General features: G+C 44.0%; 37 protein-coding genes and 1 pseudogene. 19 read left to right on the top strand and 19 right to left on the bottom strand.

Annotated features, from left to right (window positions below; all coding sequences use genetic code 11):
- Positions 1-234: 234 nt before the first annotated feature.
- The 13 genes from RS881_RS55885 to RS881_RS55945 all read right to left on the bottom strand — a co-directional run bounded on the left by RS881_RS55885 (position 235) and on the right by RS881_RS55945 (position 6,062).
- Positions 235-732, bottom strand: coding sequence for a LytR/AlgR family response regulator transcription factor (locus RS881_RS55885; protein WP_315824942.1), 498 nt, complete (start codon positions 730-732; stop codon positions 235-237).
- Entirely contained in the window at positions 633-866 is a 234-nt protein-coding gene (locus RS881_RS55890) for a hypothetical protein (RefSeq protein ID WP_315818697.1), read from the bottom strand. Before RS881_RS55890 ends, RS881_RS55885 begins: the two co-directional genes overlap by 100 nt.
- Positions 863-1,180, bottom strand: a complete 318-nt coding sequence (locus RS881_RS55895; RefSeq protein ID WP_315818698.1) for a LytS family sensor histidine kinase — start codon at positions 1,178-1,180, stop codon at positions 863-865. Before RS881_RS55895 ends, RS881_RS55890 begins: the two co-directional genes overlap by 4 nt.
- Positions 1,150-1,551: a histidine kinase gene (locus RS881_RS55900; protein WP_315818699.1), complete on the bottom strand. Its 402-nt coding sequence runs from the start codon at positions 1,549-1,551 to the stop codon at positions 1,150-1,152. Before RS881_RS55900 ends, RS881_RS55895 begins: the two co-directional genes overlap by 31 nt.
- Positions 1,552-1,913: 362 nt before the next feature.
- On the bottom strand, positions 1,914-2,573 hold the full coding sequence (locus RS881_RS55905; RefSeq protein WP_315818700.1) for a hypothetical protein: 660 nt from the start codon (positions 2,571-2,573) through the stop codon (positions 1,914-1,916).
- Between the two features lie 16 nt (positions 2,574-2,589).
- Positions 2,590-2,976, bottom strand: a complete 387-nt coding sequence (locus tag RS881_RS55910) for a hypothetical protein (protein ID WP_315818701.1) — start codon at positions 2,974-2,976, stop codon at positions 2,590-2,592.
- A gap of 34 nt (positions 2,977-3,010) precedes the next feature.
- Entirely contained in the window at positions 3,011-3,214 is a 204-nt protein-coding gene (locus RS881_RS55915; protein WP_315818702.1) for a hypothetical protein, read from the bottom strand.
- Between the two features lie 239 nt (positions 3,215-3,453).
- Positions 3,454-3,603 carry a hypothetical protein gene (locus RS881_RS55920; protein ID WP_315818703.1) on the bottom strand — a complete coding sequence of 50 codons (150 nt, stop codon included), beginning with the start codon at positions 3,601-3,603 and terminating at the stop codon, positions 3,454-3,456.
- Positions 3,603-4,208, bottom strand: coding sequence for a methylmalonyl Co-A mutase-associated GTPase MeaB (gene meaB / locus RS881_RS55925; protein WP_315818704.1), 606 nt, complete (start codon positions 4,206-4,208; stop codon positions 3,603-3,605). The genes RS881_RS55920 and meaB overlap by 1 nt, the downstream gene beginning before the upstream one ends.
- Before the next feature lie 44 nt (positions 4,209-4,252).
- Positions 4,253-4,609, bottom strand: a complete 357-nt coding sequence (locus tag RS881_RS55930; protein ID WP_315818705.1) for a hypothetical protein — start codon at positions 4,607-4,609, stop codon at positions 4,253-4,255.
- Between the two features lie 11 nt (positions 4,610-4,620).
- Positions 4,621-5,184 carry a glycosyltransferase family protein gene (locus RS881_RS55935; protein ID WP_315818706.1) on the bottom strand — a complete coding sequence of 188 codons (564 nt, stop codon included), beginning with the start codon at positions 5,182-5,184 and terminating at the stop codon, positions 4,621-4,623.
- Positions 5,185-5,287: 103 nt separating this feature from the next.
- On the bottom strand, positions 5,288-5,467 hold the full coding sequence (locus RS881_RS55940) for a hypothetical protein (protein WP_315818707.1): 180 nt from the start codon (positions 5,465-5,467) through the stop codon (positions 5,288-5,290).
- 52 nt (positions 5,468-5,519) lie between these two features.
- A complete protein-coding gene (locus RS881_RS55945; RefSeq protein ID WP_315818708.1) occupies positions 5,520-6,062 on the bottom strand; it encodes a glycosyltransferase family 2 protein in 543 nt (180 codons plus the stop codon).
- Between the two features lie 89 nt (positions 6,063-6,151).
- Between RS881_RS55945 and RS881_RS55950 the strand changes: the two genes are divergently transcribed.
- From RS881_RS55950 to RS881_RS56035, 18 genes and pseudogenes are all read left to right on the top strand, one after another.
- Positions 6,152-6,802, top strand: coding sequence for an LON peptidase substrate-binding domain-containing protein (locus tag RS881_RS55950; RefSeq protein WP_315818709.1), 651 nt, complete (start codon positions 6,152-6,154; stop codon positions 6,800-6,802).
- A gap of 147 nt (positions 6,803-6,949) precedes the next feature.
- On the top strand, positions 6,950-7,606 hold the full coding sequence (locus tag RS881_RS55955) for a type III pantothenate kinase (RefSeq protein ID WP_315818710.1): 657 nt from the start codon (positions 6,950-6,952) through the stop codon (positions 7,604-7,606).
- Between the two features lie 66 nt (positions 7,607-7,672).
- Positions 7,673-8,973 (top strand): annotated as a pseudogene (gene bamG, locus RS881_RS55965) (beta-barrel assembly machine protein BamG).
- Positions 8,974-9,176: 203 nt separating this feature from the next.
- Positions 9,177-9,554: an LPS export ABC transporter periplasmic protein LptC gene (lptC, locus tag RS881_RS55970; RefSeq protein WP_315818713.1), complete on the top strand. Its 378-nt coding sequence runs from the start codon at positions 9,177-9,179 to the stop codon at positions 9,552-9,554.
- A gap of 89 nt (positions 9,555-9,643) precedes the next feature.
- Positions 9,644-10,405, top strand: coding sequence for an aldo/keto reductase (locus tag RS881_RS55975; protein WP_315818714.1), 762 nt, complete (start codon positions 9,644-9,646; stop codon positions 10,403-10,405).
- A gap of 47 nt (positions 10,406-10,452) precedes the next feature.
- Entirely contained in the window at positions 10,453-10,644 is a 192-nt protein-coding gene (locus tag RS881_RS61325; protein ID WP_350340359.1) for an aldo/keto reductase, read from the top strand.
- Between the two features lie 501 nt (positions 10,645-11,145).
- Positions 11,146-11,424 carry an RNA polymerase sigma factor gene (locus RS881_RS55980; RefSeq protein WP_315818715.1) on the top strand — a complete coding sequence of 93 codons (279 nt, stop codon included), beginning with the start codon at positions 11,146-11,148 and terminating at the stop codon, positions 11,422-11,424.
- Positions 11,417-11,665, top strand: a complete 249-nt coding sequence (locus tag RS881_RS55985; protein ID WP_315818716.1) for an RNA polymerase sigma factor — start codon at positions 11,417-11,419, stop codon at positions 11,663-11,665. Before RS881_RS55980 ends, RS881_RS55985 begins: the two co-directional genes overlap by 8 nt.
- Positions 11,658-11,900: a hypothetical protein gene (locus tag RS881_RS55990; RefSeq protein WP_315818717.1), complete on the top strand. Its 243-nt coding sequence runs from the start codon at positions 11,658-11,660 to the stop codon at positions 11,898-11,900. Before RS881_RS55985 ends, RS881_RS55990 begins: the two co-directional genes overlap by 8 nt.
- A gap of 141 nt (positions 11,901-12,041) precedes the next feature.
- On the top strand, positions 12,042-12,413 hold the full coding sequence (locus RS881_RS55995) for a hypothetical protein (protein WP_315818718.1): 372 nt from the start codon (positions 12,042-12,044) through the stop codon (positions 12,411-12,413).
- Positions 12,414-12,423: 10 nt separating this feature from the next.
- On the top strand, positions 12,424-12,588 hold the full coding sequence (locus RS881_RS56000) for a hypothetical protein (RefSeq protein ID WP_315818719.1): 165 nt from the start codon (positions 12,424-12,426) through the stop codon (positions 12,586-12,588).
- A gap of 38 nt (positions 12,589-12,626) precedes the next feature.
- On the top strand, positions 12,627-13,607 hold the full coding sequence (locus RS881_RS56005) for a DUF4097 family beta strand repeat-containing protein (RefSeq protein ID WP_315818720.1): 981 nt from the start codon (positions 12,627-12,629) through the stop codon (positions 13,605-13,607).
- Positions 13,608-13,827: 220 nt separating this feature from the next.
- Complete coding sequence (locus RS881_RS56010; RefSeq protein ID WP_315818721.1) at positions 13,828-14,052, top strand: hypothetical protein; 225 nt, start codon at positions 13,828-13,830, stop codon at positions 14,050-14,052.
- Between the two features lie 20 nt (positions 14,053-14,072).
- Positions 14,073-15,599 carry a serine hydrolase gene (locus RS881_RS56015; protein WP_315818722.1) on the top strand — a complete coding sequence of 509 codons (1,527 nt, stop codon included), beginning with the start codon at positions 14,073-14,075 and terminating at the stop codon, positions 15,597-15,599.
- 82 nt (positions 15,600-15,681) lie between these two features.
- Entirely contained in the window at positions 15,682-16,650 is a 969-nt protein-coding gene (locus tag RS881_RS56020) for a TonB-dependent receptor (protein WP_315818723.1), read from the top strand.
- Entirely contained in the window at positions 16,641-17,276 is a 636-nt protein-coding gene (locus tag RS881_RS56025) for an outer membrane beta-barrel protein (RefSeq protein WP_315818724.1), read from the top strand. Before RS881_RS56020 ends, RS881_RS56025 begins: the two co-directional genes overlap by 10 nt.
- Before the next feature lie 20 nt (positions 17,277-17,296).
- Entirely contained in the window at positions 17,297-17,551 is a 255-nt protein-coding gene (locus tag RS881_RS56030) for an outer membrane beta-barrel protein (protein ID WP_315818725.1), read from the top strand.
- A complete protein-coding gene (locus RS881_RS56035; protein WP_315824943.1) occupies positions 17,548-18,120 on the top strand; it encodes an outer membrane beta-barrel protein in 573 nt (190 codons plus the stop codon). The genes RS881_RS56030 and RS881_RS56035 overlap by 4 nt, the downstream gene beginning before the upstream one ends.
- Before the next feature lie 115 nt (positions 18,121-18,235).
- Here the strand turns inward: RS881_RS56035 and RS881_RS56040 are convergent, their stop codons facing one another.
- The 6 genes from RS881_RS56040 to RS881_RS56065 all read right to left on the bottom strand — a co-directional run bounded on the left by RS881_RS56040 (position 18,236) and on the right by RS881_RS56065 (position 20,167).
- A complete protein-coding gene (locus RS881_RS56040) occupies positions 18,236-18,421 on the bottom strand; it encodes a hypothetical protein (protein ID WP_315818726.1) in 186 nt (61 codons plus the stop codon).
- A 111-nt stretch (positions 18,422-18,532) separates the two neighbouring features.
- Positions 18,533-18,856: a hypothetical protein gene (locus RS881_RS56045; protein ID WP_315818727.1), complete on the bottom strand. Its 324-nt coding sequence runs from the start codon at positions 18,854-18,856 to the stop codon at positions 18,533-18,535.
- Complete coding sequence (locus RS881_RS56050) at positions 18,835-19,179, bottom strand: hypothetical protein (RefSeq protein ID WP_315818728.1); 345 nt, start codon at positions 19,177-19,179, stop codon at positions 18,835-18,837. The genes RS881_RS56045 and RS881_RS56050 overlap by 22 nt, the downstream gene beginning before the upstream one ends.
- 38 nt (positions 19,180-19,217) lie before the next feature.
- Positions 19,218-19,421 carry a hypothetical protein gene (locus tag RS881_RS56055; RefSeq protein ID WP_315818729.1) on the bottom strand — a complete coding sequence of 68 codons (204 nt, stop codon included), beginning with the start codon at positions 19,419-19,421 and terminating at the stop codon, positions 19,218-19,220.
- On the bottom strand, positions 19,418-19,546 hold the full coding sequence (locus tag RS881_RS56060; RefSeq protein ID WP_315818730.1) for a hypothetical protein: 129 nt from the start codon (positions 19,544-19,546) through the stop codon (positions 19,418-19,420). Before RS881_RS56060 ends, RS881_RS56055 begins: the two co-directional genes overlap by 4 nt.
- Positions 19,547-19,555: 9 nt before the next feature.
- Positions 19,556-20,167: a hypothetical protein gene (locus RS881_RS56065; protein WP_315818731.1), complete on the bottom strand. Its 612-nt coding sequence runs from the start codon at positions 20,165-20,167 to the stop codon at positions 19,556-19,558.
- Between the two features lie 241 nt (positions 20,168-20,408).
- On the opposite strand from RS881_RS56065, the gene RS881_RS56070 reads away from it, so the two are divergent.
- A complete protein-coding gene (locus RS881_RS56070; protein WP_315818732.1) occupies positions 20,409-20,666 on the top strand; it encodes a TetR family transcriptional regulator in 258 nt (85 codons plus the stop codon).
- Positions 20,667-20,674: the final 8 nt, after the last annotated feature.

A 20,674-nucleotide genomic window follows, 5' to 3' on the forward strand; every position in this document is an offset into this window, starting at 1 on the left:
GAAAGCCAAAAATCGGAAAGAGAGTCAGGAAGTCAACAAAGTCCGAAAGTCAGCAAGCAAGGCAGGGCCGCTCAGTGGTGTTTACGGGCTTTTCCGTTTCCCAGGTTAACTGACTAACCCTCTTCTCAACTTTCTGTCTTCCGGACTTTCCCACCTTCCGCCCCTCAAGCTATATTTTCAGCCTGGCAAACACCTCCTCCCGGTACGAAGCCCCAATGGGGATATCCCAGTCACCTATCTTGATATAATTGCCTTCAATAAAGACAATTTTATTCCCCCGATGATATAACTTTTATGCACCCGTATGAACCAACCTGCCGGCAATTCCTCCTGCAGGCTTTTTAATGTATCATGTACCAGGTAATGCCCTTGTGTCGTAACCACTTTCACATAATCGTCCAATGCCTCGATATACAGAATATCCGCAAAGTTTACCTTATACACCTTCTTATCGGCCTTAATAAAGATGGACGTGGCGGCAGCTGTATCCCCAGGAGTCTTTCGTTCCAACTTTTCCATTGCTTTATTAATGGCTTTGAGAAATCGTTCCAGGGAAAAAGGCTTCACCAGGTAATCCACCGCGTTCAACTCAAACCCTTCAACAGCAAATTCGGGATAGGCAGTTGTAAAGATTACCAACGGAGGCTGCGAAAGACTTTTAATAAAACTGATTCCCGACAACCGGGGCAAATTAATATCCAGGAATACAATAGCAGCATCTTGCCGAGCCAGCCATTTCTGTGCTTCCAGGGCATCCCCACAAATACCAGCAAGCTCCAGCAGGGGGTGACCGGCAATGTATTTTTCAGCACATTCTGCGCCAGCGGTTCATCTTCTACCACCAGGCATTTATACAAGTTACTCATACCTGCAATTCAAGTGTAACAATAAAGTCTTCGGCCGTTTCCCGCGTCATTAAAACATGTCTGTCCGGGTATAACAATTCCAACCTGCGCCGTACATTTTCAAGGCCCACTCCTTTATAACCTGTATTTGCCACTTCATCTACCTTTCCGCGTGTATTCTGCACCTCAAATTGGAGTTTATTTGGCAATACCTGCAATAATAGGTTGATATGAACCCTCCCTGTATTTCCCTTGGCTCCATGCTTAAACGCGTTTTCCAGGAAAGTTATTAATAAGAGCGGAGCTATACGCTGATCCCTGATCTCTCCTTCCACCCTTTTTCCAGCTGCAACTTTTCGTTGGAACGGATTTCCTGTAAGGCAATATAATCTTCCATTACCTGCCATTCTTTTTCCAGCGGCACCAGGTCATCACCTGATTCATACAGAAAATAACGCATCAAGTGCGAAAGCTGCAATACAGTTTGTGGCAAACGATCGTCTTTATCCAGCGACAGCGAATAAATACCATTCAGCGTATTAAAAAGAAATGAGGATTTACCTGCGCTTTCAATGCCTTCAACTCTATCTGCACCTTCTCCGTTTCCATTTGCAGCAAACGGTGTTGCAAATCGTTCACCACAAACCATGACCGCGACAATTTCAACAACGAAGTAATAGCAAGGTACACCACAAAAAAGCCCCACTTCCCAAACCGTAAAATAGGATATGAAAAAGTAATTGGGCAGCAGGTATTTCGACCAGTCCTGGAAAAACTATAATTCAACCAACTAAACAGTACAACCAATAAAATAACCCCTACCATATACAAGCGCCAATAACGATAATTGGCCAGGCGTGGAAGCAGCCCTCCCAGATTAATATAAACCACAGGAATAATCGTGGCATGGAACAGCCCTGTATAAATAAGATCTATCCTTTCGGTCCTCACTCCCGTTTTAAATAACTGCACAAATACCACGAAAGACAGCACCCAGAAAACCAGGTGCTGCATTAACCGGAAAAAGGATGATAGAACCAGCGACGTTTGTTTACCATCATACCATTATCATTTTCTGGTTAAAACGGTTGTACCCGCCTCACTATACAACCTTTCATCAGGGCCATACTTTTCCAGGAATTGCCTCAGTTCAAAAGAAGAAGCAGTGAGCAGAAAAGTATCAAAACCACGGTCTTTTTCATGCTTCAACCGTATCCTTCCATTGATTACCTGCTCTTTGATAAATGAACCGTTTAGGTAGTTAATAGACAATTTGCCATCCTTTGTAAAATCGATCCTGGCAATATTGAAAACAGGCAGGTAATAGTTGGAAAATTCAAAGCCACTATCATTTGCTCCGTCCTTAGCTCCCAACGGCAAGATATCCATGTATAGCTGGCCATTGATACGGGTAAGCATTCCCAGCATAATATAGGCTATGTTATGTTGTTTAATCGTTACCGCATAAGTTTTTGAGTAGAAACTGACTTCCTTGTCGTTTTCGCCTAAAGGCAACTTCCTTTCATTACTACCATCTTCTTTAAGGATCTTGCTATTAGGCAATCTTTCAATCACTACTTCTTCCTCGCCAGCTGTCCATGTACCCGTGATACGTTGGTCGGCAACGATGGTTTCATAAGTAGTAACCGGTTGAAGACTGTTAATACCCGATACTTGTATCAATCCCGGGTGCAGGAAACTACTGATCAGCAAAAATATCTTTACCATATAATTGGTTTAGGTGTTATTGTATTTTAGTAAAAGTCTTATTGTCCTGGAAGGCTTCATCTACATCCCCATACTTAGCCACATACTGTTGCAACTCCTCCGTTGGGGCAGTAATAACATAAGAGCCATCTATCTTCTTCTCATGCCGGATACGTATCTGCTTCTGTTCAATCAGCTTCTGAAGATAGCTGTCGGCAAACTGCCCGATCTTTATGCTATTCCCGTATTCACCTGATAGCAAACGGAAAAAACTGTGCATCCTTACATAAGATGATTTGTAAAATGCAGCATACTTCTTTTGCATTTTTGTTTCTATCGGATAGTAATCCAGGTACTGATGTTTTCCAATACGTGCCAGAAATACATAATATTTCCTCTTTTCCTCTTTCGATTCCCGCCCCATTACCGTAAGTACATACGCCTTGAGGCCAACCCTTTTATCTCTTCCGGAAACCTTTCAAAACTTTCAGCCGTTCCCTGTTGAAAAGTGTAAACCTCATCAATCCCATCCGCCTGCCACGAACCCACCAGCTTGGGGTCAAATTCCAGGTCCTTTTCCGTAAAAGCGGGTGCACCGCCGAAAGGCAACCACTCAGCATAATGATGGCAACCAATACCGTTACCGTTAATAACTTTTTCATGACATATAATTTTATAAGTCAAAACTACCTACCCTTGCATGGGCGGTAAAACCATTTCGGTAAACATATTAAATGGAGCGGTGAAAATTAAGAGAGGGCTTCAGACTTCTATATTCCTTCAACTAATCGGTACAAATTAAACTTGCCATCCCGCAGCTGTTCCAATATCGTTTGCTGCAAAAGGTCTTTCCGGACATCTTTCATGCGCTTTTGCTGCACCAAGTAATAAGCCCTTTCTGTCAACAGCCAGGCTTTTTCGTATCGTCATTTTCCTCTTGTAGTAATATATTAATAGCGGCATACAATTCAGCAATACCCTGTTTTTGGGATGCCACCGTTTTAAATACCGGCACTTCTCGCTGGTGATTATTAAATGCTGGCGCCAGCATTAATCGTAGGTTTTTACGAATTGGTTCGCATCCGGCCTGTCCGCTTTATTGACCACAAAAATATCAGCGATCTCCATCAGCCCCGCTTTCATTGTTTGTACTTCATCTCCTGCCTCTGGCACCATTACCACCACTGTTACATCTGCCAGCCCGGCAATTTCAATCTCACTCTGGCCAACCCCCACCGTTTCTACAATTATATAGTCAAAGTCCGCTGCCTTCAGCAGTTCAGTGATCTCTATGATCTTAGGATGCAACCCTCCCAGCGAACCCCGGGTAGCTAAGGAGCGGATAAACACATTCGGATCATTGTACCATTCACTCATCCGTATCCTGTCGCCAAGCAAAGCACCCAGGTTAAAGGGCGATGAAGGGTCAACACACAATACCCCTACTTTCTTCCCATCCTTACTCACCGTACCGATCAAGGCGTCAACCAACGTACTTTTTCCGGCTCCCGGCGGCCCTGTTATACCAATGATCTTTGTATCGTGAAGGACTGGAAGCGATAACAACAACTCTTCATAACCCGCTGCCTCATTTTCCACAAGCGAAATACCCCTGGCAATTTCTTTTACAGCCTGCTGCCGTATGCCCCGTAACAATTGCTCCCAGTTCGTATTTGCCTGCCTACCCATCATTTATCTTTTCAGTAACGAATAGTTTTTAAATCCCCAATCTGCTCCCCGCCCAGCAAGGACTCTTCCACAGCCGTCAATAACCGGTACTTTACCCGGTCATGCTTTTGTTCCATGCCCTGGGGCGGTTTAATACCTATCTGGTCGGCCCAATCAAACTTTTTAATAAAATCTTTCATTACTACAGGATGCGTTTCCCTGAATGGTCGTAATCGAGCCCTTGTTCCATAATCAAATATTTCCTCCTGACTTTCAAATATCTCTCCGGCCCTCACTTCACCATGTATATCAGCAGCAAAAGACTTTCTTCGCTTCTGCATCAGTCGTGGCGGCCTTACCCAGCCATAGTGATATACCATCGCATCCACACTGGCCACTTTTAACTTAAATGTATTTTGCTTCTGGAAATAATTCTTCCCGTCAAAATCAGGAATACGCCTGAACGATTGCGCATCCTTCCAGGAATGAATAGTGGGGTCATTACGAATGATACGGATCTCTTTGGGATACCAGGAATGCGAAACCATATACCGCGAATAATTCCCCCAAAATGCCGGTATTTGAAAAGCAACCCCTCCACCTCTCTATCTTCCAGCAATTCCTCACATCGCGCCCTGATCAACGGCAAATATTTCTCATGGATCACTTCGTCACTTTGCAGGTAAAACAACCAGTCGCCCTTACAGGCATTTTTTGCTACATCTGTTTGTTGCGCATATACACTAGCATGGGTATACGTCTGGAGGTCCCACTCCGTATGTACGATCCGGATCTTTTCAGATTTAATTTGTTGTATTTCCGCTAAGGTATGGTCATCAGCATCCCCTTTCCCAAGCGCTATAACAAATTCATCCACGATCGGTAAAATGGATTCAATGGATTCCTTTACCGGATAATAGAGCTTCGTGGCATTTCGTACAAAACTAAATCCGCTGATCGTCATGAAATAATAACATTTAAAATGTATCTCAACTAATCTTAAAAATTACCTACCACTGAATAATTGAACTAATAACCTTGCAACTCCATTGCCTATTGACCATTGACTATTGAGGATTCACTTTTGTCTCACTACGTTGATATTCCAGCAATTTGGCATATTTAGCAAAGGTTTGGTACGATACCGACCTGGCAATCATCAACCCCGCAATTCCATCCATAAAGCCCCTCCTGATAATATAACCCGATAAAAAGGCAGCTGCCGGGCTCAACAGCAGCTTCAGCACCGAAGACTTTTTACCCTGCTCATACATCGCTTTGGCCTGTATACTGGTAAATTTATTGAGCTGCGCAATATGTTCGGAAAAAGTATAATAAGAATAATGTAAAATATCCCCCTAACCGCCCCGTCCGGGCACCGGCGCCCAATACTATTTTGTCATGCGGGTTTACCCCACCCCAGCGGGCTTTTTGTCGGTTAAACAGGCGCAATTTTCTGTCCGGGTACCAGGTCCCATGCCTGATCCATTTCCCACAATAATTCGAGCAGCGGCTCATAATATAACCGTCTGCAGCAACACCTTCCTGTTTCACCCGTAAAATAGCCCCTTTTAGCACTTCATCGATAGCCTCATCTGCATCCAAAGACAATACTAGGTCATGAGATGCCTGGTCCAGGGCGAAATTTTTCTGTTCTATATAACCCAAAAATGCCTGTTCTATAAAACGCACCCCAAACTCATTGCATATCCTTTTCGTTCCGTCCGTACTCAAAGAATCCACCACTATTACCTCATCAGCCACAGACTGAACACTTTCCAGGCATCTCTTTATATTTTTTTCCTCGTTAAACGTAATAATTACAACCGATAAAAATGACATGCATGTCTTTTTACAAAAATCATAAAAATAGGCATTTCAAACTGCCGATTTGTGCTTTTTAACGCTGATCGATTTCGTTACTTTGTAACATGACTAATTTCATTCCCATCTTCCCATTGGGCATTGTAGTTTTCCCGGGCGAAAAAGTACACCTCCATATTTTTGAACCCAGGTATAAACAGCTGATCACAGAATCTTTTGAAAGTAAAAAACCCTTTGGGATACCTACGGTGGTAAACAATCGTTTACAGGAAATGGGCACCCTCGTGCAGCTTACCGATATTGTGCAAACCTACGACAATGGTGAAATGGATGTCAAAACACAAGGACTAAAAGTGTTTCGCGTGCTGGAGGTGATCAAAACCGTCCCCGACAAACTCTATAGCGGCGCCATCGTTAACTATCCCGACAATGATGAAGATGCCGGCAATCGCCTACTCATGCAAAAAGTTATTGCCGGTGTTAAAGAATTGCACCGCATGCTCAACATAAGCAAAGATTTCAAAAAACCTGAAGAACTGTTACAAACATACGACGTAGGCCACCATGCCGGCCTTTCCCTCGAAGAAGAATATGAACTCCTGGGACTCTTGAAAGAATTGCAGCGCCAGGAATATATTAAGCGCCACCTCCAAAAAGTATTACCCATGCTCATGGAAATGGAACAACTGAAAGAAAAAGTAAAACTCAATGGCCATTTTCGCAACCTTTCGGCTTTCGATCTGGATATCGATATCTAATCGCCCTCCAATCTACAGCCTTCCTGATGCAGGCGACTTATTTCAAAATTCCGGCGTCAGGACCCGGCCTTCCGGACCCGCCTTTCGCACTTTCCGGCTTCCGGTCTTCCCGACTTTCCGACTTTCTTCCGTATCCTTGCATTCCATATGTCCCAAACAACGCTTTGCTTTGATTTCGGCAATACCAGGCTCAAATGTGCCGTATTTGAAGGGGATACCCTGAAAGACCTGCTGGTATTGGAAAACGACCAGGATGATACCATCCAACAGCTGATACAGCAATATCGGCCATCGAGATCCATCCTGTCTTCCGTAATCAACCACAATCCCGGTATGGAAACCATGTTGAAAGCCGCTACCCGTTTCCATAAACTCGATCATCAGTCCAAACTTCCCGTCACCACCCCCGTAGGTAAACCCGAAGATATTGGGGCCGACCGCCTGGCCATGGTATCAGCCGCCGTTCACCTCTTTCCCGGGAATAATAACCTGGTTATTGGCTTAGGCACCGCTGTCACCTATAATTTTGTCAATAAATTCCATGAATTTATCGGAGGCGCCATCTCACCCGGCATGGAAATGCGGTTTAAATCCCTGAATACCTTCACCGCAAAACTCCCCTTGGTCAAAAAAGACTGGAATCTATCCCTCATTGGCTACGATACCCGTACCAACATCCTGAGTGGAGTTATCCTTGGAATGGCAAAAGAAATCGACGGAATAATAGAATTTTATGATGAAAAATACAAGAACTTTAACGTCCTCTTAACCGGGGTGATACACCCTTTTTTGTCTATCATCTGAAAAACAAGATATTTGCAGACCCTAATTTAATCTATAAAGGCCTTTATGCCATTAGTGAGCACAACAATGTATAAGAAAATCAATCTGTTAGGAATAGTCTGCTTATGTTGGCTCTCCTTTGCACAGGCACAAACCGAAAACTCACCTTACTCGCGATATGGACTGGGTGATGTAGTTCCCGGCCAAAATATCCTCAATCGCGGTATGGGAGGCGTATCTGCAGCTTACTACGATTTTAATACCGTCAATTTTATCAATCCCGCCTCCTATGGCCGTTTGCAGGCTACCACCCTCGACTTGGGAGTAGAATATGTAAACAGGACTTTACGCGCCAATAATCCGGCCCGGAAATTCTCGTCCTACAGCCCCAATATTTCTTACGTTCAGCTGGCTTTCCCCTAAAAAAAGGCGGTGGATGGGGATTAAACCTCGGACTCCGACCCCTTACACGCATCAATTACAAGATTGGACAGGGAGAACGCCTTTACCTAGGTACTCCCGGCGACACTTTTGATGTGAGCACCCTGTATGAAGGTAATGGCGGTGCCTATGAAGCCCATATCGGAACAGGCGTAGCCATCACCAAAGATCTTACCGTGGGCGTGAATATTGGCTATGTGTTTGGTACTAAAGACTATAGCACCCGAAAAGCCATCCTCGATACCCTGGCTTATTTCTATAAATCCAACCACGAAACCAAAAGCAATTACGGTGGCCTATTGGTCAACGCAGGTGTGCAATATACCGCCCGGCTGAATAAAGAACATTGGCTTCGCTTTGGCGCCTATGGCAACGTCCAGGCTAAATTTAATGGCCACCAGGATATAATCCGCGAAACTTTTGAATACAATACCAATAGTGGTGCACCCCAAAGTATTGACTCCGTATACCGCCAAAACGATATTGCAGGTAATGTAACTTATCCCGTTTCCTTTGGCGGCGGTGTTCTCTTCGACCGCTTGGGCAAATGGCAGATTGGCGTAGACTATGCCCAACAAAAATGGAGTAATTACCGCTTTTTTGGTGAAAAAGACAAAGTACAGGACGCCTGGCAAATGAAGATTGGCGGGCAACTTACCCCTTCTGGTGGTAAATCCTATTGGAACTTTGTAAGCTACCGCGCCGGCTTTGCATTCGGAAAGGATTATATCCGCGTCGATCAGGAACTACCCACCTGGACCCTTTCGGCAGGCATAGGCCTCCCCATGCGCAAACCCGCCTATACCAACCAATTTTCCGTTATCAATGCCGTTTTCGAATTTGGCCGCCGCGGCGACAATACCAGCCTCGTACGCGAAAGCTTTTTCCGTGTAGGTATTGGATTATCTTTAAGCGATATTTGGTTCCAGAAGTATAAGTACGATTAATACATGCAAAGGCATTCTTTACCATATTTCCTTCGTACAGCAGCCCTTCTCCTGGGCTGCTGTTTTGTTCTGGCAGCTTGCGAGAATGACCAACGGGACGTAGATAACCTGTTTTCAACAAAGGTTACACTCGAAGAAGCCAAACAAATAGAAAGCTACTTCAGTGAAAAGGCATTGTAAAAGCCAAACTCACCGCCCCCTTTATGCTTCGCAGAACCACCGATTCAGCCTATATGGAATTCCCCAAAACCCTCCATGTAGATTTTTACGACACTACCTCCCGCATTGAAAGCATCCTCGATGCCCGGTATGCCAAATACTTTGTAAACGAACGTAAAGTATTGCTCCGCGATAGCGTGGTCGTCATCAGCATGGTCAACGGCGACACCTTGCGCACCTCCGAACTTTGGTGGGATCAGAATAAACAGGAATTTTATACCAATGTGCCTACCCGCATTCACCAACGCACCCAAACCCTTCACGCCGGCGCAGGATTAAAAGCAGCCCAAAACCTCACCTGGAAAGAGTTCTACCAGGCCACCGGCCGTTTTCTGACCTCCGACTCCACGTTCATACAATAATCCCCCGCCTCCCTATTCCGGATTCTGGTCCCTGGATGCTATCTCCAGTATTTCGTATTCCGTATTTTTGATCCCTCAAATCATCTTCTATGGAATATCGTAAACTAGGTCGTTCAGGCCTGGAACTAAGCGTACTATCCTTTGGCAGTTGGGTTACCTTTCACAAACAGGTAGACGACAACATTGCCGACGAATTGATGGGCATTGCCTATGACAATGGGATTAATTTCTTCGACAATGCCGAAGTATATGCCCTTGGCGAAAGCGAGAAGATGATGGGCCGCATTCTCAAAAAAGAAACAATGGGATCGTACCTCCTATGTATTGTCCTCCAAAGCATTTTTGGATGGCGGGGAAAAACAAATCGGCCCAACCAAACCGGTCTTAGCCGCAAACACCTCTTTGAAGCTTGCCACGAAGCCTTGCAAAGACTGCAGGTAGATTACCTGGACCTGTTTTTCTGCCACCGTCCCGACCCTACCGTCCCCATTGAAGAGGTGGTTTGGACCATGCACAACTTGATACAACAAGGTAAAATTCTCTATTGGGGTACCAGCCAATGGAGCGCAGCCGAAATTATGGAAGCCCACCGCGTAGCACAACAGTATTGCCTCATAGGCCCCACCATGGAACAGCCACAATACAATATGTTCGAGCGTTTCAGGATGGAACAGGATTATACCCCCGTTTTTCGGCAGGTGGGGCTGGGCACCACTATCTGGAGCCCCCTCGCTTCAGGCTTACTCACCGGCAAATACAATGAAGGCATTCCCGATGGTTCACGGATGGCCATTGCCGGGTTTGACTGGTTAAAAGACCGCTGGTTGCAGGACGACAAATTAAAAAAGTAAAAAAACTGGCCGAGCTGGCTAAGAAAATAGAGGTTCCACTCGCCACCCTGGCCATCGCCTGGACCGTTAAAAACCCCCACGTTACCACAGCCATCCTGGGCGCCACCAAAAATGAACAACTCACCGAAAACCTCAAAGCCCTGGATATTTTACCCAAACTCACCGATGACTTGATGCAGAAAATCGAAAAATACTCCAAAACAAGCCATTCCTGGAGCTTTCCTGATGCCCAAAAATAGTCCTGTTCCTAACCATCATAAACCCGCTTTTAGGCGGTTTTTTTCGTATCTTATATATAGCGCTTGTCTTGTTATCTGAATACCAAAGTCGCGGTACTTTAACCCCCAACGCCAACACTCCTTCCGGTGCCACTTTCCTACAAAATATTGGGCACCCTTATCGAGACCTTATTGAGACCTTATAGAGACTTTATAGAGACCCTCCCCCTTCCCATCCGTATTCCATAGACACCAGCGCCTCTTCTCCCCTTTCCCGGCTTCCCGTAACTGGTATCCTCGACAAACGGGATCTGGGAAATATCATCCCCCAGCCCCAGGCTATTGCCATGCCCTGGCAACCGGTTACTGGCAACCGGCTCCCGGTACCTGCTCCCAGAGCCACTCCTCCTTCGTACCTTGGGCCAGAAAAATAGTTGAACTTTCTTTCCAACCTTTTTACAGTACCTCCCTCTTATTATCAGAACGGCATTGGAAAAAATAGCACACATACTAACGGCAATAGTGAGAAAAGCAAGCCAGGGCGATGATGAAGCCCGGACCTTACTCTATGAACAATTTGCGCAGAAAATGTTCAGTATTTGTGTACGGATGACTGGTACCCGCCCCGATGCCGAAGATATTTTACAGGAGTCTTTCATTACCGCATTCAAAAGTTTACACCAGCTAAGGGAACAACACTTGTTTGAACCCTGGCTACGCCGGATCATCGTTAACGAATGTATACGCCATGTAAAAAAAAAGCATACGCTGGCAACCTGTAGAAGAAGAGTATATGAGTGATCCCCATGCCGAAGGTGACAATTGGTTGCAAGGCATCAGTTTTGAACAAATTCACCAGGAGATCAAAGGCCTGCCGGGCGGCTGCCGGGAAGTTTTCAACCTCTATGTCATTGAAAACTACTCCCACCAGCAAATTGCCGAAGCCCTTGAAATAACCTTGTCTACTTCCAAAAGCCAGTATCACCGGGCCCGGCAACTCTTAAAAGAAAGGTTACTAAAACAATTGGTACGTCATGGATGAATTTAAAAATACCTCTTTGATCACCGCGATGAGCTGGATACTGAAAAGCCTCCACGCCCGCAAGTCTGGAAGCATATTCAGCGCGAAACGAAAGTGGCTAAAAACCCGTTGTTTCTTTAATGGCCAAATGGATAGCTGCCGCCGTTATCCTGGCTGCCATATCCATATTGATCTACCAGTTACAACGCTCGGCAAAACCCGAAATGGCAGTCAGACCACCCGCCAACACCAATAATAACAGTAAAAGCCCGGAGCCGGCTGGCCGGGTGGATTCATCTACTGGTACTGCATTCAACCCGGCAAATGACGAGTCCATACAGGAACAGCCCAGCAAAAAAATATACCCCCTAAAACTTATGTCAGGACTGTCCCCAGGTTGGCCAAAAAGGAAGAAAATAATAAACATGCCAAACCCATATCCCCTTTAAAAGCCATAGAAGACAACTACACTACTATAATAAACTATCAGGTAAAAAAACTGGAAAACACGCCCATCTATACCGAAAGCCCAGGCTATTTCCATGTCTTTAAAAAACAATGGCTCGACCTGGAAGGAGAGGAGAAAAAAGTTAAACAGGATGTACGTCTCTATGGCCTGAATGACAATGTAGTAGACAAACTCATTCAGCTTTACCAACAAAAACTTTGGCTCCTGAAAGAGCTTCAATCAGAGATTAATAAAATGAACACCCGGGCCAAACATTACCCGGACATTCAAAGAACCAACCCCGCCTTTTTAAAATTGTAAAAACAAAAGCATGAATAACAAGAAACTTTTTCCGGCCCTTCTGTTGGCAGGCACCTTCTTCATGGCTGGCACCGCCAATACCCAGGCCCAGCAAACCCTTACCAAAGAGATCAGTCAGGAAGTACCCTCCCAAAAGGTTCCCTTATCCGCATCGTCACCGCATCCCGTAAAGTAGCCATCAAAAGCTGGGATCAGTCTAAGGTCAAAGTAACAATGGAATTAGTCTATGACACAGCTGGTGGTCGCAAAAACAAAACCGATGCAGAGTGGTTTGAAGAGTATGGTATTAACATTAAACCCTTTAGCAACCGCGTGGATATCCTCACTGGCTCTTTAACACTCAAATTAAGTAAGACCAACGGCGGCACCTATTTCAATGATGTATATGTCAATGCACAACACAATACCCATAGGACCAAAACAGCTACACCTGCCCAAAGCATCGGTGGCTACCAGGGTGGGCTGCAAGAAGTAACCGTAAAAGGTTTTTCATCTAAAGCTTCCGCAACAGTACGCACTATGACCATTTTGGTACCCACTGGTTGTAAGCTCGACATTGAAAACAAGTATGGTGATGTAGTCATTGGTATGAACGTGGATGAAGCCAAGCTCGAAATAAACAACGGTACCCTCGATGCCCAGGATATCAAAGACCTCAAACTAACCGGTAATTACTGTAATGCCAACCTGGGTAATATCGACAAAGCCGAAGTAGAATTCACCAATGGCACTTTCCGGGCCCAAAACATCAATGACCTGGACATGGACTCCAAATCATCTACCATTGAATATGAAAAAGGCAGCTACCTATACATACGCAGCCAGGCAGATAGTTACACTATTGACGCCATTGACAAAGTTGACGGCCGAAAAGTATATGGCAGTATAAAAATCGATCAACTAAACAATAGCTTTGACCTCGAAGGAAACAATGTAGATATTAAGTTCCGCAACATTGGCCCCGAAGTATCACTCATTAAGATCAACAACAAATATGGCGACGTGCGACTACCCGTAAAGAACCTGAAGAACTATTATGTAGACTTCATCGGGAACTACTCCACCGTATTTGCACCCTTTCAAAAAGAGGTAATAAAGGAAGAAGAAGAAAAAAGAAGAAAAGAAGGATGCCGATGGCACAACAAACTCCAAATTGCAGGAAGTCACTGTAGCAGGTTATGGTCCCGGATTTAAAAGCAGAACCACCGGAGTTGGTGAAGTAGCCCCACGCCATTTTACCAGCAGCGTAGGAGATACTAAAGGCAAACATACACGTATTGAACTTACCTGCCATTCCTGCACTGTTGACTTCAAGTAATATTCACTAGCTTTTTCGCCATAACCCGACTCTATAGCCACATCGGAGCGGCTACCAACCGCTCCCCTTTTGCCCCATCCTTTTAAAAGTATAGCCATGATTTTTACAAAGAATGCTTTGTACCGGGTATTGCTATGCCTTCCCTTCCCAGCTTTTGCTCAAACAACAGAGGCACGCGAAAAACTATTGGCAGACACAATGCCGCTCAATGCACAGGCAAATTCACCCGGGTTGACCGCAACATTCGATAAGCTCATTGCATCCGAATCCAATAGCGCTGAACCCGGGGGCGTAATACTGGTAGCAAAAAAGGACAGGTAATCTATCGCAAGGCATTTGGTATGGCCAATATGGAATTGGAGGTGTCCATGAAAGAGAATATGGTCTTTCACATTGGTTCTTTAACCAAACAGTTTACCGCCGTAGCCATTTTACAACTTGTGGAACAAGGCAAAATTTCACTGCAAGATGACATCAGAAAATACCTGCCCAATTACCAGGTATTGACTGATACAGTTACTATTGAGCATTTATTAACCCATACTTCGGGCATGGCCTCCGAGCCAGACCCAAAAGCAAAAAATAAAACACCTGATGAACTGGTGGATGGCTACAAAAACCAACCCATTGAATTTTCTGCCGGCACCCGGTGGAACTACAATAATGCCAATTATTACCTCCTGGGGTTTATTGTAGAAAAACTATCGGGCAAGCCCTATGCCCAATACCTGAAGGAAAATATCTTTACACCGGCAGGCATGAACAATACTTGCTTCTGCACCCTTGATACCGTCATCAGGAATAAGGCATCAGGCTATATTAATGGTAGAATTGGCATCGTAAACGACAGGATCAGCAGCATGAATACCCTCTATTCTTCCGGTGGTATTCAATCAACCGCCGAAGACATGTTTCGGTGGAATCAGGCCATCAAAGCAAACATATTGCTGAAGAAAGAAACGATGAACCGGGCATTTACCCCCTTTAAACTGAAAAATGGTCAGGACAGTCCTTATGGTTATGGTTGGCATATTCAAGATATCCAGGGCAGCCGCTCTTATAGGCATGGGGGAGCCGTAAGCGGATTCGTTTCAGAAGAACTTTACCTGCCTGACGAAGACGCATTTGTAATAGCACTTTTTAATTCACATTCCAGAATACCTATCGGGGTCCTTAGTCGGTTAATGGCCGCCATGGCCATCGAAAAACCTTACAGCTTTAAGGAGATTACACTCGACAACAAGCTGCTGAAAACCTATGCCGGCGTATACAACAATGTCAACAATGAATTGATCATTATCACAGAGGTTGGTAATCAACTTTATTTCCAACGCCCTGGAGGCATCAGGTATACCATCAATGCCTCGGCTAAGGACAATTTCTTTTTTGATAAAGATTATCTATGTGTTGACTTTCTACGCGATTCAGTCGGCAATCTTCATAAGTTAGGCTTGGGCAAAGTAGGCATTGGCACTTATTATTGGTCCAAAACCAATCAAACCATTCCCACAATGCTGCCCGCCAGATTACCTGATAGCCTGATGCAACAATATGTAGGAAAGTACGTCTTTTCCTCTGGTGATACCCTTACCATAATCAAAGAAGGTCTTGGCCTTGTGATACAACCAAATGGAAGCGAAAAACTCACTACCTACCCTGAAACCGAACAACTGTTCTCTGCCTTAAAAAGGATAACAAAGTTGAATTTAAAAGAAATAGATCGGGACTCTTTGATAAACTTATCTGGTTCGAGGGTAAGGTCAAGACCGAGGCCAAAAGAATTCCTTAGGCGCTTTCGTCAAGCAATTGCGCCAATTGATCAAGATTACAGCAAATCCATTGTCCAACTATATAATTTAGCTATATAAAACAGCACAAGCTCCAAAGCCTGGCATTGATCCATCGCGGAATAGTTCTACCCCCTAACGCATCAAACTTTAAAGTATAGCCATGAATTTTACAAAGCAAACTTTGTACAGGACATTCCTGTGCCTGATCGTTGCGTCTCTTACCAGCACCGTATGGGCGCAAAAACAAATTACTATCAAAGGCACTGTACAGGATAGCGCACAAACCAAAGCCTTACCATTTGCTACTGTTGGATTGTACCATATCAACAACCAGCAAAAGCCCCTGCGCAATATTTTTACCGATAACAAGGGCCGTTTTGAATTCACTAAAGTAGATACCGGCCAGTACATCATCTACGCTTCCAACAGCGGCTTTGCCGAAAAAGCATCCTTACCATTCAAGGTTACCGGCGACACAGCCCTCCTTGAGATACCCACCATTCAATTAGGTGCCTCCAGCCAAAACTTGGCCGCCGTTACCGTAACCGCTCGCCGTCCACTCATTGAACATTCAGAAGATAAACTCATATACAATGCCGAAGCTGATCCCTCCAATGCAGGACAAATGGCTACCGATGTTTTACGTAAAACCCCTTTCCTGTCTGTAGATGGCGAAGGCAACGTACAACTCAACGGCCAGAGTAATTACAAAGTATTACTCAACGGAAAAGAAACCGCCATGTTTTCCAAAAACGTGAAAGAGGCCCTGCAGTCATTCCCTGCCAACCTAATTAAAAGTATTGAGGTGATCACTACGCCTTCTGCCAAATACGATGGCGAAGGTGTTGGCGGCATCATTAACATCATCACAAAGAAAAAAGTGGTAGGCTACAATGGCAATATAGGTGTTTTCCAAAACACCATTGGCAATACAAGTCTCAATGCCAATGCCAGCTTCAAATATGGCAAATTGGGTTTCAGCGGTTATTATGGCCTCAACAGAGTCGATGGGTTCAAAACCAGGGGCGCATCAGAAACTGAATCTTACAATCCCATAGCATTTTACAAACGTATTTCATCCAACCAACGAAAAACAATAACTTCTATAACTATGGCAATATGGAACTAAGCCTGGATATCGACAGCCTGAATACCCTAAGCTCCTATATTGCGATGAATAGTGGAAATTCAAAGAATAGAAACGAGCGTTATTTCGACCTCGTTTCTCCCGATAAAGCAGATACTTCCAGAACCCTGTTCAACGATGACTTTACTTTCAGATATCCCGCATGGAATTGGGGTACCGATTTTATTCACAAATTTCGTCGCAATGCCGAACAGGAACTTACCTTCAAAATGTTTCACGATTATAGCAAAGATAAAAACTTACAGAAAAGCGATCAGTACAGCCCCGGCAGTAATCGTGCAATCATCAACCACAACAATTCTATTAATAGACAAAGCACCTGGCAACTTGATTACCTACACCCTTTCAAAAACAAAATGAAGTTGGAAAGCGGCCTTAAACTCATTACCCGCAATGCATCTGCTATTTACGAGAGCCAATACCGTTATTCACCCAATGATAAATATTCCATCGACAGCACCAATTCCGATAACTTTATTTACCGGCAATACGTTTACAGCGCCTATACTACCCTTCGCTTTACACTCAAAAAATACAACTTCCGCATTGGTGGTCGTATAGAGCGCACTGTTATCGATGGTGATTTCGTGAAATCAAAACCACTGTAGAACAAGACTACCTTACCTTCATGCCTTCCTTCTTCGTATCCCGCAAATTTGCCAATATTTATACCCTATCCTTGTCGTACACCAAACGCCTCTCCCGTCCCTATATCTGGGATCTTAATCCTTTTGTCAACAATACCGACTCGCTCAACCTCAACTTTGGTAACCCACACCTGAATCCTGAGATATACCACTCTTTTGAGTTGGGTATTACCGTACTTAAAGGAAAACAAATATCAACATTAAACTTTCAGAAAACTTCAGCAATAGCCAGATAGCCCGGTATTCCTTCTTCAATGACCAAACAGGTGTTACCTCCTATACCAGCGCCAATATTGGCAGCTATTCATCTACCGGCCTCAGTGGTAACCTCACCGTTTCAGTAACGCCCAAATGGAGGATTAACAGCAACCTTGGATTACGTTATGACTTCGTAAAAAACCGCCTCAACGCTGCTCAAAAGAACCATGGCCTGGGTGGCTGGGGAAGCTTAAGTACCAATGTGGATATTACCAAAAAAATTGCCGCTTTCTTTAATACCAACTTCTATAAACCACCGGCACAGCTACAAGGGTATTATGGCGTAAACTATTGGTACAGCTTTGGAGGAAACCTGAAATTCCTGAAAGATAAATTCACCCTGACCATCAACATCAACAATATTTTCCACAAGGACTTAGAGTGGAAAAGTGTACTAAGCGATAAAAATTTCCGCACGAGCACCTGGAATTACAGACCAGGTAGATCAGCAAGCATCGGCTTGCGCTGGAACTTTGGCAAACTCACTGAAAATGTATCACGCAAACGGGGTGTCAACAATGATGACTTGAAAGCCAATAGCAACTAACGTCGTTTTTCTCATAGCCGTTTAATCCGGTTTCTAGTTCCGGATAGGTTTTAAACAAGGCCGGGTATCTACCCGGCCTTCTTGTTATTGATCAATAATTCAGCGTACATAGCTATTAATGCAACCGCACATACATACCCAATTGGCCACCACGATTTCTATTGGTGACAATATTGTTCTTCGATACATCGTTTAATCCAGCCATATAGCGGGCATAAAAACCAAACCGTTGGATAGCAGCCATACCTACACCCAGGTTGATACCAAAATCAGCTTTACAATGGGCTGCATCCAACTCCAAATCGTTTTACCTCCTTTCGACTTTGCCGAAGCAAAAAAGCTGGTTTGTAAAATAGCTTCCACAATAAGCAAACGCCTGTCACTTCACTACCATAACATTGACTTATTGAAATTATTTACAGGCGGTACTGTAATCCTCTGCCAATTTCACAAATCCCTTATCCGTCTTCAAATCATATCCCGTCTTTTCAAGCGTAGCAACTACCGTAGGGCAATCTTTAAAATACTCCTTCATCATTTCCGGTTTGTTCTTATTCCACTCTTTTCCCTGATTGGCCAATTCAGCCTCACCAAGTCTTGCAAACAATACAGCATTCGTGGGCTCCGCGCCATAAGTATCCTTATACAGTTTAATCTTATTACTACTGTAAATAACTTCCAGCATGTATTCACGCGTCCGCAACAAGTCCATACTTAATGAACCAGCTTGCGCCATATTGGGTTTGAATTTATGACTTTCAAATACACGTTGATTAAAACAAAGTGTTTTGACTTCTCCCTATTTAAAAGTCTTGCGTACCGTCTTCCCTTTCTCATTGGTATACTCAAAATTACTTTATTGGAACCATCCAAGTCAATCATTGTTCCATGATACTTCTTAATGATATGCTTCCCTTTAAGTGTATCTCCCTTTTCCAAAACCAACCAGCCATCATTGCTTTTTTCTGTTCCCCCAAATACCGACTTCACATCACCCGAGGTAGAATCGGGTCTTATCTTAGGAGCATTGACACTGTTGTAATAAGCAACCGTTTCCACCTGGTAGGGTTTACGATCGTTATACTCTAGCCTCATGCCTAAAAACTTGTTACCATTCTCGAACAGGAAATCCAACGATTGCCGTAGCTTAACCTATCATAGGTCAGGTAATACAAGAAGGCCAGCGTATACTGACCCGCTATCTTAATATCCTTGGTATCATATCCCTTAGGAAACTCCTGGTTAATAAAAGTGGTTACCTCACTTTCATAAGGTATAATAAACTCCTTATATTCTGTCACTGCTTTTTATTCAGATCAGCCACCAGACGGCTATTTAATGAATCGAAGAACACCAGTTCAGGGTACTTCTTGCGGGCACGGTATACACTGGGCAACGTAATAGTGCGGGTTTTGAAAGCATTCATATACGTATCCTACGCACGAGTAGCCAACCGCTGGATCGCCTGAAACAACAAAGTATAGTTCACCACCGACGCCTGATTGCCTAGCTCATTGGTAAATGAATTTTTGATTAGTTTGCTCACATCCTGCTGGACCTGCTCAGAAATGTCAATATCCTTCATCATGTATACTTCCTTCTTGCCATTCACAACCGCCACGCGCGCTTTACCCGTCAGGCTATACGTGTTAGTACCAAAACTCCCGGCACTAATTAAGGAAGAAGAAAAATTGTTCACAATGATCACATAGGAAAGATCAGGTATGTCGCTTAGCTGCGATTCAAGCCCCACCTTTGTTAATTCCTGACTGATGCTAACCCGGAAAGAATCAATATTGGTACCTGTTTGATTTCCCTTATCCCTGTTAGAAATGCCGCTTTTGCCCTTCATCGGAAATAAGTTATTGGCCAAATTAGGGTCGATATCCGTCAAATACACCATACTCTTATATTCACTGTACCGCTGGTCCTGAGCATACCGGTAAATGGACACGGAAAATTCGGGGTACTGAACTGTCTGGGAATAAGATAAAAATGAAATAGAAAGGCAAAAACATAGCAAGAGCAGGGTGTAGCTCTGTTTCATAGAATTCAGATTTTATATAAAATAAAACCTAAAATATAGCCTTTCTCCAATTCTTGCAAGCACCCCTCCTGCCAATTTCAATTACCTTCCTCCATTACTCTTACCCTCATATATGATTGATTAATAACTAAGTCCCTCCTTGCTGCCGCCCGGATAACAAATTAATAACAAAGAATGCCAATTAAACGATTGTTTAATTTAAACGTTTGTTTAGTTTTGTGCCTGAATAAAGCATTGCCATATGAGTTCAGTAGAAAAAACAGACAAACGGGAGCATATCCTGTTGGTGGCAGAAGAGCTATTTGCAGTTAAGGGGTTTGACGGTACTTCGGTAAGAGATATAGCCAACCAGGCTGCCGTAAACCTGGCAATGATTTCCTACTACTTCGGTTCCAAAGAGAATTTGCTGAAGGAGCTGATTGAATACCGGTTTAGTTATACAGTATCCTTATTAGAAGAAAAAGTAACGACCAGTTACAAAGCCCCTGGGAAAAGATAGAATGGATC

The organism is Paraflavitalea speifideaquila (assembly GCF_032395985.1).
Classification (GTDB): domain Bacteria; phylum Bacteroidota; class Bacteroidia; order Chitinophagales; family Chitinophagaceae; genus Paraflavitalea; species Paraflavitalea speifideaquila.